The following is a 9,948-nucleotide window of genomic DNA, read 5'->3' as shown; positions in this document are numbered from 1 at the left end:
TTGATACTATCAAGATTAATCTTGTTCTTAAACGATGCTGGCAAATAATGCTCTAGAAACTCACGAGCAGCTACAGGTTCGCTCATGACCTTTGTAAATAATGCATCATGCCTTGGACGCTCGGAAGCATCATTAGCATCGCTATTTGTACTTAAGTCTGTTTGTTGTTGCCTCTGATTATGCTCTTCATTAATCATGCTTGCAAATCCTTCAAATCTCATAGTCATTGTATGTTCTAACTCTCTTTCTAGACGTAGCTCTTTAACTTCTACTTTTACTTTTGCAAAGGTGCTAGAGACGTGCCTCTCATCTATAAAGCTTGGTATATTATTTTGCATCTCATGCTTCATATATTTAAGCGGGCATGTATATTTCTTAGTTCCTACCATCACATGCTCATCATCTAATAGCTGCTTGATATTCTCATTATGATGATCCATATAATGTTTCTCACATGTTTTACTTAAATTCTTAAGCACGTTTCGACTATCATTAGAGTTAAATTGATTTACTATCTCTTGGTCATTTAATATACCATGTTTCTTAGCGTATACTACCATATTATGCATATTTGTAATTAGCGTGTCTTGCTCTATGGTCTTAGCATTTGAGATAGCAGATAATATACTGCTATCATACTTCTCTGCATATTTAAGCTTGCCATTAAGAGACTTAAAGAACTCGTGCTCACGGCTAATTGCAGTTAACATTTCATCGGTAGTTTTGGCATTGACTTTATCTTTTCTGATCTGCTGATGCTGAGTCTCTAACTGATGACGCTCTAAACTGCTATCAAAGTGCTTATATACTTCTTCTAAGTCCTTACTATCTTTCAGCTGTGCTAATATGGCTTGTGTACTAAGCACACCATGCTGTTCTACTGCTGCCACTACATCTTTTAATTTAAATAAAAGTGCTTGTTCCTTGTATTCAAGAGCTTGTTCCACTAGATCCACAAATTTATAATTAAATGTTGTATATTTAATATTGCCATTTTATGCTATAAAGAATTTTTGATCTTTCTCTAAAGCTACAAATATTTCGGCTACTGTTTTTGCTGCCAATATCTCATGTTTGATTTGCTCCGTATGTGCCACTAAGGTCTTACGCTCTGATTCTCTTGCGATATCAGCAATTCTTCTCTGTTCTAGGTATTTCTGTCGGTCCTGATAGACTGTGTAGCTAGTAGCAACTTGTGCATACGATCTTTGCTCCCAAGCTTTAAGCGTGCAATGTTCTTCATATACTGAATTTGCAATCTTGTCTTTGTCAGCAGCATCTAGTGCGTATCTATTACTATACTCTGAGATAGTACTATATACATCTCGTGCTATTTCTTTGTGATGACTATCAGGTAAATCATTGATATTCATGCCAAGCTGAGCTGAATGTAGAATAGATACGTCACGTACAATATCTTTATACAAAATGACTTTGCCTTGCGATTCACCATAGTTTTTAATCATTAACTCCAAGTAGTCTCTGTATGCCTCATGCATCCCTGATATTCCGCTATATTCTAATGCTTTTTTCTCATATAGATTTTGAGTATCATCTATTAACTTTGTTTTGCTTTCTATATAGTCTCAGTATCAGGAGTATTATTGCTATTACTTAAGCTTGTGATACTTCCACTTAAACGCTCGTCACGCATAGCAAGACTAGTGAATATATCTTGATACATTGGTGAGTCATATTTTAAATAGTCATGTGCTACGCCTCCCTTACCTGTTGCCTCTAAATATTTAACATAATTGCCTGCCTCTTCTGAACTAAAGAAAGTAGCAGCTTTAAACTCATTAGCCGCTAAGCTTGTGATTCTCTCTTGATTTACAATCTTGCCTTTAAATACTACCAGCCAAATATTACGCTCAACTAGCTGCTGCAAGGCATCTGAAGCGTTAGTACTCTGTAGCACGTTCTGTATTGTAATCATAACTATTTGATTCCGCTCTGATGCCAGCTAGCTCAGCAACAATCTCAAGTGATTGACGCTTGCTAACGTGCGCTCCTTCTTGTACAAAACCAAAGATATTACCGCCCTTCCCGCTGCTGTGGCGTATCCACGTACCTTTACTTAGATTCATGCTAAGACTACCCATACTGATCTCAGAGCCGCTTCGCTTTATAGAGCCTACACCGCCTCTAATAGATACCGCATATTTCCTAAATATTCTTTCTATATCGCTACTGGTTAGAGCGTCCTGTACCTTGTCAAAACGCAGTACTGGCTTTTTTGTGTTACTACTACAGTCTCTTCTACGATTTGTACTTTCTCTAGTATTTGACGGAGCATTAGTTTTAGAATTAGTGATTACGGATTGTACATCCTCTTGTTCTACTACTGTCCTATCCGGCTCATTAATCCTTGTATATTGCTCATTTTGGTTATTATAGTACTCACAAAGCAAATCTTGTACTTCATCACTCTCAATTAAAGATTTAAAGCTGTTAATATTTAAGCCGCTACCTGCCTGCATTGTCTTTAAATTACTTAAGAACTTCTCTTCTGCCTTACTTGCTTTTAATCCTGCAAGTACATTTAACTCTTCTTGAAGCACTGCTATTTTTTGCTCTTGCTCTTTTATTAAATCATTATTCTTAATTTCACTAAGCCTTGCCATACTATCCTCATATTTTAGAAGCTGCTGCCCTAGTTTACTTACCTGCTCTATAGATTTACGGCGGCTAGAGCTTACTCCAAATATAGTGCCTAAACCAATGCCATGTAATTTGCTAAGCATTGATGGATTAGACTGAATACGCACAATTAATTCTTTCACATCTATATTAGAGTTAGATGCCTTAATTACTTCCCATTTCTCTATTATCTCTGCTCCTTGCTGCTCGTAAATGCGACCCAAGTAATGAGGAAATAATGTTTGAACAAAATTACCGGTAACTTGCTCTTCTTGCCTAAGATCACTTAAAGCCTTTTGACCTTCAGCTAAACCACATCTTTTAAGCTCTATTAATTCCTTATTTTCCCAATTATAGTTATCAATACCGGCAATATAACTATTTATTAAGCTCATCAGCTTGCTATTTGTTAAAACACTAGAATCATGCTGGTCATTACTTATTACATCCCTTGCAAGCTTAATAAGACTTATGTATGAACTACAGCTATTTAAACTACTATGCGTAGATATGTCCTTTATATAATACTTGTATGTATCGTAACCAGCGTGTTTGCGTAGCGTCTCATAGTTAATATTTAACTGAATCGTCCGCTCGCCCATTAATACAGAATCACTGGTAAATGTAGTATTCTCCTTAATTAGCGAGGGTCTATTTGATATTCTTCCGGCTATTTCCTCTAACTTCTCATCGTGCTGAGCCAATTTCTCTTCAACTATCGCAACCTGCTCTTCTAACTGAATTTTCCGCTCCTCTGACTTGCTAAAATTCTTCTCTCTTATTAAGGTTCTAGTTTCCACTTTGTTCCCAGCTATTAATTTGCTGACATCTCTCTTTTCAAGAATTAAACGCTTAGATTCATCTGCATTCTCAGTATCAATTACGCTAGAATAGCTATCACAAATAACTGAAGCGTAATCTCTTAAAACATCTTTTTCTAATTTTAACTCCTCAAAGATTTCTTTAAGATTTTCGTAAAAATTCTCTTTTAAACAAACAGCAATAATTTTGCTCTGATCTGTGCTAGCAAGCTCCTTGAAGTTAATGCAAGCCTTACCGTCAGTATATGTAACGCCTTTTATTGCTTTTAGCTTAGTGCTTTCTTGCGTGCTACTATATGCACTCTCTGACTTCTCGCCCTTTGCATCACGCAGAATATTTTCAATAGCATATTTAAAGCTATCCTCGCTGTCGCTAAGAGCAATGCTGTATGGATCAATCTTTAAATCTTTGATGTTTAAGTCTAATTCACAATCAATAGCAGCACTTGTATCGTCTAATTTGATACTCTTTAGATAAGATGCTTGAGTAAGAATTGTGCTATGTAATCTTGTAATATTACCAGTAGCCTCGATATCTCTCTTCCATTCACGCATCTTACCGTGGCACTCAAAGACTCGCACCCGTGCTTCTAAATACTCCTTGATGATTAGCTGACTGCCTTCTAAAGTACCATCGCTTCTATAGTCTATTGCAAAACTGTTATTAGCTCTTCTGCTAACTGCAAGCGTTAAGCCGATTAGCCAGTTAGGTATTTCTTCCTTTACTTGAACTGTATATTCTCCCCCTGCAGAATTAATACGCGTCTCATCTCGCATTTCATAGCTGTTAATCTTGAACTGATTTCTAACTTTCTCGACATCACTATCAAGACGCTGGTACACTATATTTTCTAACTCTTTTGCGGACGCATGAAGCTTAACCTACTGTCTATACCGTGACATGAGTACCAAAAACGCCTCATATCCAATAGAGCGGTCAAAATATACATGCATTCGGTCCACCGTCTCACCTTGTAACTTGTAACCAGTTAATGCGTATCCATGATTTAACTTCACTCGTCTCTTATTGTTAAATGCATCTAAAAAAGTATTAAGCTCAATTATATCCTTATTGCCGTCTGCCTTATGGACTAAGACCCGTAAAACCCCATCACCTTTACTATTCGCACTGCCACTAAACGAATTAACCAAAGGCTTAACCGACAATATTGTACCAACTTCACCATTACTAATACCGTATCTTAAACTATTCTCTTCAAATACAACCTGATCGCCTTTCATCAGTGGTAGCATTCGCCCGCCACTGCTAATTTGTAATTCAGTTCCTTTTAACGCCCCGCTATTTTTTAGCTCATGTCTTACTCTTGTATTAAACTCTGCTACTTTCTCGTTCATATATGCTCCAATTGCAATACTTCTCATAGCTATCAAATCATCTCGCTTAAGACTATCTCTTTGCTCAGTATATTCTTTAGCAAATGACGTCACTAAGCTAGTTTTAGCCTCTTCTTCATTATCTTTAATGTTAAATACATCTAGTTTTCTATAGATCTCGATGGTTTCTTGCATTGCAAAGCGTCCCATAGCTTCAGTTGCTTGCCTATCTTCTGCTCTTTCTTGTCTTCTTACTTCAGTAAGCTTAACTCCTCCTGCAATCTTACGTGCTTTGTTAAACGCTCCAGTCATACCAACAGCTGTAAACTGGTTGTTATCGCCTACTAACACTAATTTAGCCTGAGACCTTAAGAGACCTCGTGAGCTAAATAGTCCATATGAGCAAACTCTATCATACTTGCCTCATCAACAATCAATACTGTTTTGCTATCAAGCACATCAGAACGTAAAAAGTTCAATACCGAGTCACAACCAATAGATTTTAAATATTCCTCCTCATAATATTTGCTGCTTAACTCTATCTTAAAGTCGCCTCCTTTGGACTCTACGATTTTCTTACGAAGCAAACTAGTATTATCCGCCTTAATACCAGCATTACGACTTAAAACCTTAGCAGATACACTGCTTGGACCAGTACCTACTACCTTAAATCCTGCCGCTTTGTACTGCCGTACTATCTCCCTTATCACAAAAGTCTTACCAGCTCCCGGATTTCCTTCAAGTACGCTAATGTCAGAGCCGTTACAGACCGATAAGATCGCTTTAATTTGCTCATCACTAAATTCGTGATTCTTGCTGCCAAAGACATTAAGCTTTAAACCTAAATTACCTCCTATCTTATCATTAAACTTATTCTGCAAATTAACTCCTAATACATTTACTAATTCGCCTATTTGTTCCTTAAGACTGTTTCTCTCTCCAATAGTGCTATCTAAAATATTCAGCTTATGACCTTCCTGAGCATTTAACTCTTCTATAGCGATACATAACGACGTTCTAAATTTACTCTTGATTTTAAGGAATACAGAGTTCTTCCTATCAAATCTTTCTGATCCATCAACTCTATCTTGTCAGATACAAGCAGCTGGTTATAAAGCCTTAAAAACTCCTCTCCATATTCTTTATTTAAATGCTCAATAGCGGGGTTATTTGCGGTATTTTCTGCTCAACCTTCTACTGCATCATTCGCTATATTTTGTTCTGCATAAGCCGCGCCTACTTGCTCCTGCACAAGACCTTTGCCAAATTCTCTAATAGCTTCTTGCTCCTTTGCAATATCACTATCTTTTGAAACTAAATGCACCATTAAAGCGTCCGATAATGCAATAGCTATATCTTCTTTAGTAAATACAGGCTTCGTGTATGAAATACGACCCAATACTATTTCAGGATTTTCAAATATCTTCTTTGCATTCTCAGCTATGATCTCTTTGTTTTTTGCCTCAAGCTCAGTAGCCTTCATGTAATGAGCAGGTCCTTTGTGACGCGTTGGCTCTTGATCTATTCCAAGCTCCTTAAATGACTTAGCAGTTACTCTAAATGGTAACCCTGCTTCCTCATATACTTTGTTGATCTCAATTTCGCATTGTTCCCTAAAAGCATACACTGCCTTAGTGGTTTTGAGATCTCTTGCCTTAATCTTACTAAGTATTACTTCACCAATTTCTAAACGCTCTAATCTTCTTGTTAAAAACTGGAGATGTATATGCGGATTATCGGGATTGTCGTAGTGAATATTAGCTTCACATACTATACCTCGAGCTCTTAAATTCTTATTTACATAATCTTCTACCAATGTAATATTTCTTTCTTTACTTACTTCACGTGGCAATGCAAAACAAATTTTCTCAGCAGTTCTAGAGCCCTCCCTTTTTTCTCTTGCCTCCGCTGCATTCCATAATGGCTCTCTATTTTGTAACCATGCTACGTCTTCAAAACCTTCAGGAACAAATATCTTGCTATATACTACCCTATGTTTTTTTGTAAAATTATAAGTAATACTTATCTCTTCTCCACTATCCTGATCAATGGTTTTGTACACTAATTTACTAGCAGAAATATACGCAGCAGTAGCAACGGCATTTTGTCCTTTGCTACGTTGTATACTAGAGATATTAAAATAAAATATTGCCATTATTCATTAAGCACCGTTGTTATATTTTCTTGCAGATGTTTTTCGCTACTCACTGAGCGTATGGCATTTTGTACAAACAAAATGCACTCCTACGAGCTCCTACGAGAACACTTCTACTACATCATACTTTATGGTCTTTTACAACTTATTTTTACTTGTGTGTTACTAAAGGGTTTTAAGGGGGCTTAACTACCCCCTTAACTGATCCCCCATAATATCTGTAAAAGAAAAATGCATAATGCTTGCTTTTCCTTGACTATATGTTGCTGATACTGGTATATTAATTTAATATTAAACATCAAAGAATAGAGTGAATTTTGCACTATGGAAAATTATGGTAACTAAAGCACTTGCAACAAGCACTAAACTTGCTAACTTACAACAACTTAAAAAAGAACGTATTGCAAAAATAGAAGCACGGTTAGAGACTCAACAAACTCAGTTGCTTCAAAAACGTAAGGAAGAATTGTTTAATATATTCAAATCTTGTAATGCTCTAACTATTGATGATAGATTATTGATTGGATTTTTGAAGTTTGTAAAAAATGTTGATAATAAAAATCATCCTTTTTTAAATGAATTAAAAGAGGTACATAAGAAAGTTAAGATGCCCAGTAAACCAAAATCAGGAAACATCAAAACTGATTAAATTAATTACAAAGAAATTATGGTATACGCGTATGCAAACAAAAAACAGTAGCCTTTGATCGTAAATCTGACGCTAGAAAAAAGATTATGTTAGGCGGATTATTTGTTAAAGCAGGTCTTGATTATTTACACCCTGATAATGCTCATATTCTTTACGGAATGCTTCTTGATTGTAAAGAACAGTTCATTATTAATCTAAAGATTATTGATAAGTGGAAAAACAAAGGTAGGGAGTGATTGATCTCTAAAAATTGAATTTATACTGACGGATCTTCAGTAGAAAATATTTAAATATAATACATGAAAGGTTTTAGTTTATATACATAAGATTACTGCTATTATCAATGCCATTGTTACTATCCGCATGTAATAAAACTGAAGATAACATACAAGTCAATACTCCTTGCCAAGTAGCAATTGGTGCAATGGGCAAGGATTTTCAAATTGAAATTAGCAACTTGAATATATCGCAAAAATTATCCGGTGCAGAATCTCCTAATGCATCAAAAGTAACTATAGAACAATTTGGCTTATTAGATGATTCAATCAGTGCAATAAAAGACATTTTTATTCTTTCTTTTAATCATGTGGTCAATGGGCAATACAAGAGAGAAATACTTTATATAAATGTTATCATGCTAGTAAGCATAATGAATTTTCTTCTGAACTTTGTAAATAGTAAGTTATAGGAATAATTTTATATTCACTAAAAATAATTAATATATTATTAATATTTAACCTTATGTACTGGCTTCTGTTAATAATAGCGGGGCTTTTTGAAATAGCATTTGCTATTTCATTAAAATATTCTGATGGTTTAACTAAACTAAAACCAATCCTCCTTTTTATTTTCTTTGGAGCATTAAGTTTTACCTGTCTTGCTAAAACATTAAATAAAATCCCTATAGGTATAGCATATGCCGTATGGACTGGTATTGGTGCTGCTGGCACTGCAATATTAGGTATCTTCATCTTGAATGAACCAATATCTATATTACGATTATTCTTTATTACTACCTTAGTTATATCGATAATTGGTCTTAAAATGTCTTAAGGTTACTATTATTATGACTGCTAATAATTCTAATATGCTTATTAATCAAAAATCTAATTCAAGCAAATATTATGAATACTATATTATGACTGTAGGTATACTCGGACAATCCATGCATTATATACAAGCATTTAAGATATTTTTAACACAATCTGCTGAAGATATTTCATTACCAGCATATCTTATTTGTTTGTTTTTATTAATTAATTGGCTTATCTACGGCGTGATCAAAAAAGCAAAAGCTCTGATTTACGCTGAAATATTAGGCATAATAGGATGCTCTGCTATTATTATGGGTACTTATCTTTATAACTAATTGACATGGCTTATTATTGGACTAAAGATCATAAATATTATAGATTAACTACTCAAGACAATCTCTTTGGTACTACTGAGCTTATATGTAGCTGGGTACTTTGTACTCTAATAAAGGCAATTATAAAGTGATTCATTGCACTACCCAACATGAAATAGATATGCACATTAAACGTATCGCTAGGATAAGAAAATCAAGATGGTATATCCTCATGCATACAAATATATTATAAATACCTAGTAATAGATGAGAATGCACTATAGAAAAAAAATACCTCACTTTGATCACCTAGATTGTAGCACGCGTAGCGCTTGGATCGATTATTGCTTCTTTAACTCTATAGCAGAAATTAGCACTTGGTACAGTACCTTAAATCATTCACCTCTGACACCACCAAATTATGTATTTCCCAGTCGTGTGGAATATTTTGTACAGTGCCATTGGGGCTTGCGGATGAGTAATTTGGCGTACTACGACGTTGCCAGTGCTGATACTATCAAAACTTTGTATGTGACTCAGCTTATTCTAAACTGGAGCTGGTCCCCTTTGTTTTTTTACTTTCACCTGATCAAAACTTCTCGTCTTATTTTGATTCTCATGGATATTATAGTTGGTATGCTAATTTTGCTAGCTTATCCAAAAATAAAAACAGTATCTCTGCTTATGATCCCATACTTACTATGGATTCTAATAGCCACATATATTTAAATTTGTATATATGGCAGTATAATTGCTTCATATATGACGCTATCATGGACTAAAAAACTGGATAAAAGAATAAGTTAGTTTTGTTAGTAATAAGTTAGAATAAAGACTATACCAGCAATAGCTACGACAAAACACTAATTTATACTATTGAATTTCTCTCTGCCACTACTTATATTTTTAGTGTGGAGTATTACTTAATTAAGTTCACAAATTTTATATATTATATAAATCCAAAAGAGGTATGTATGTTACATAATAATATAAAATCATA

At 34.8% G+C, this 9,948-nt stretch carries 13 protein-coding genes; 6 read left to right on the top strand and 7 right to left on the bottom strand.

Annotated features, from left to right (window positions below; genetic code table 11):
• The 7 genes from ACKTSD_RS07595 to ACKTSD_RS07565 form a co-directional block, all read right to left on the bottom strand.
• On the bottom strand, positions 1-197 hold a 197-nt coding region (locus ACKTSD_RS07595), incomplete at its 3' end, for an Rpn family recombination-promoting nuclease/putative transposase (RefSeq protein ID WP_412708709.1).
• Between the two features lie 798 nt (positions 198-995).
• A complete protein-coding gene (locus ACKTSD_RS07590) occupies positions 996-1,499 on the bottom strand; it encodes a hypothetical protein (RefSeq protein WP_412708707.1) in 504 nt (167 codons plus the stop codon).
• A gap of 77 nt (positions 1,500-1,576) precedes the next feature.
• Entirely contained in the window at positions 1,577-1,936 is a 360-nt protein-coding gene (locus ACKTSD_RS07585; protein WP_412708706.1) for a hypothetical protein, read from the bottom strand.
• Complete coding sequence (locus tag ACKTSD_RS07580; protein WP_412708705.1) at positions 1,902-4,304, bottom strand: hypothetical protein; 2,403 nt, start codon at positions 4,302-4,304, stop codon at positions 1,902-1,904. Before ACKTSD_RS07580 ends, ACKTSD_RS07585 begins: the two co-directional genes overlap by 35 nt.
• 39 nt (positions 4,305-4,343) lie before the next feature.
• Positions 4,344-5,147 (bottom strand): AAA family ATPase, encoded by an 804-nt coding sequence (locus ACKTSD_RS07575; protein ID WP_412708704.1) that lies wholly within the window; start codon positions 5,145-5,147, stop codon positions 4,344-4,346.
• 17 nt (positions 5,148-5,164) lie between these two features.
• Positions 5,165-5,677 (bottom strand): AAA family ATPase, encoded by a 513-nt coding sequence (locus tag ACKTSD_RS07570; RefSeq protein ID WP_412708703.1) that lies wholly within the window; start codon positions 5,675-5,677, stop codon positions 5,165-5,167.
• Positions 5,678-5,982: 305 nt separating this feature from the next.
• Complete coding sequence (locus ACKTSD_RS07565; protein ID WP_412708702.1) at positions 5,983-6,951, bottom strand: MobA/MobL family protein; 969 nt, start codon at positions 6,949-6,951, stop codon at positions 5,983-5,985.
• 334 nt (positions 6,952-7,285) lie between these two features.
• Between ACKTSD_RS07565 and ACKTSD_RS07560 the strand changes: the two genes are divergently transcribed.
• The 6 genes from ACKTSD_RS07560 to ACKTSD_RS07535 all read left to right on the top strand — a co-directional run bounded on the left by ACKTSD_RS07560 (position 7,286) and on the right by ACKTSD_RS07535 (position 9,677).
• Positions 7,286-7,600, top strand: coding sequence for a hypothetical protein (locus ACKTSD_RS07560; protein ID WP_412708701.1), 315 nt, complete (start codon positions 7,286-7,288; stop codon positions 7,598-7,600).
• 23 nt (positions 7,601-7,623) lie between these two features.
• Positions 7,624-7,836: a conjugal transfer protein TraD gene (locus ACKTSD_RS07555; protein WP_412708708.1), complete on the top strand. Its 213-nt coding sequence runs from the start codon at positions 7,624-7,626 to the stop codon at positions 7,834-7,836.
• A 107-nt stretch (positions 7,837-7,943) separates the two neighbouring features.
• Entirely contained in the window at positions 7,944-8,288 is a 345-nt protein-coding gene (locus ACKTSD_RS07550) for a hypothetical protein (RefSeq protein WP_412708700.1), read from the top strand.
• Between the two features lie 53 nt (positions 8,289-8,341).
• Positions 8,342-8,653 (top strand): DMT family transporter, encoded by a 312-nt coding sequence (locus ACKTSD_RS07545; protein WP_412708699.1) that lies wholly within the window; start codon positions 8,342-8,344, stop codon positions 8,651-8,653.
• Between the two features lie 13 nt (positions 8,654-8,666).
• A complete protein-coding gene (locus ACKTSD_RS07540) occupies positions 8,667-8,969 on the top strand; it encodes a hypothetical protein (RefSeq protein WP_412708698.1) in 303 nt (100 codons plus the stop codon).
• 246 nt (positions 8,970-9,215) lie between these two features.
• On the top strand, positions 9,216-9,677 hold the full coding sequence (locus ACKTSD_RS07535) for a TspO/MBR family protein (RefSeq protein WP_412708697.1): 462 nt from the start codon (positions 9,216-9,218) through the stop codon (positions 9,675-9,677).
• Positions 9,678-9,948 lie beyond the last annotated feature (271 nt).

The organism is Candidatus Rickettsia kedanie (assembly GCF_045865205.1).
GTDB lineage: Bacteria > Pseudomonadota > Alphaproteobacteria > Rickettsiales > Rickettsiaceae > Rickettsia > Rickettsia australis.
This window is presented reverse-complemented; position numbering and strand designations above follow the sequence as displayed.

Bases quoted from the DNA above. Each gene is read 5' to 3' on its own strand.
- ACKTSD_RS07590 (WP_412708707.1), bottom strand. From the start codon at position 1,499: ATGCATGAGGCATACAGAGACTACTTGGAGTTAATGATTAAAAACTAT.
- ACKTSD_RS07585 (WP_412708706.1), bottom strand. From the start codon at position 1,936: ATGATTACAATACAGAACGTGCTACAGAGTACTAACGCTTCAGATGCC.
- ACKTSD_RS07565 (WP_412708702.1), bottom strand. From the start codon at position 6,951: ATGGCAATATTTTATTTTAATATCTCTAGTATACAACGTAGCAAAGGA.
- ACKTSD_RS07560 (WP_412708701.1), top strand. From the start codon at position 7,286: ATGGTAACTAAAGCACTTGCAACAAGCACTAAACTTGCTAACTTACAA.
- ACKTSD_RS07550 (WP_412708700.1), top strand. From the start codon at position 7,944: ATGCCATTGTTACTATCCGCATGTAATAAAACTGAAGATAACATACAA.
- ACKTSD_RS07545 (WP_412708699.1), top strand. From the start codon at position 8,342: ATGTACTGGCTTCTGTTAATAATAGCGGGGCTTTTTGAAATAGCATTT.
- ACKTSD_RS07540 (WP_412708698.1), top strand. From the start codon at position 8,667: ATGACTGCTAATAATTCTAATATGCTTATTAATCAAAAATCTAATTCA.
- ACKTSD_RS07535 (WP_412708697.1), top strand. From the start codon at position 9,216: ATGAGAATGCACTATAGAAAAAAAATACCTCACTTTGATCACCTAGAT.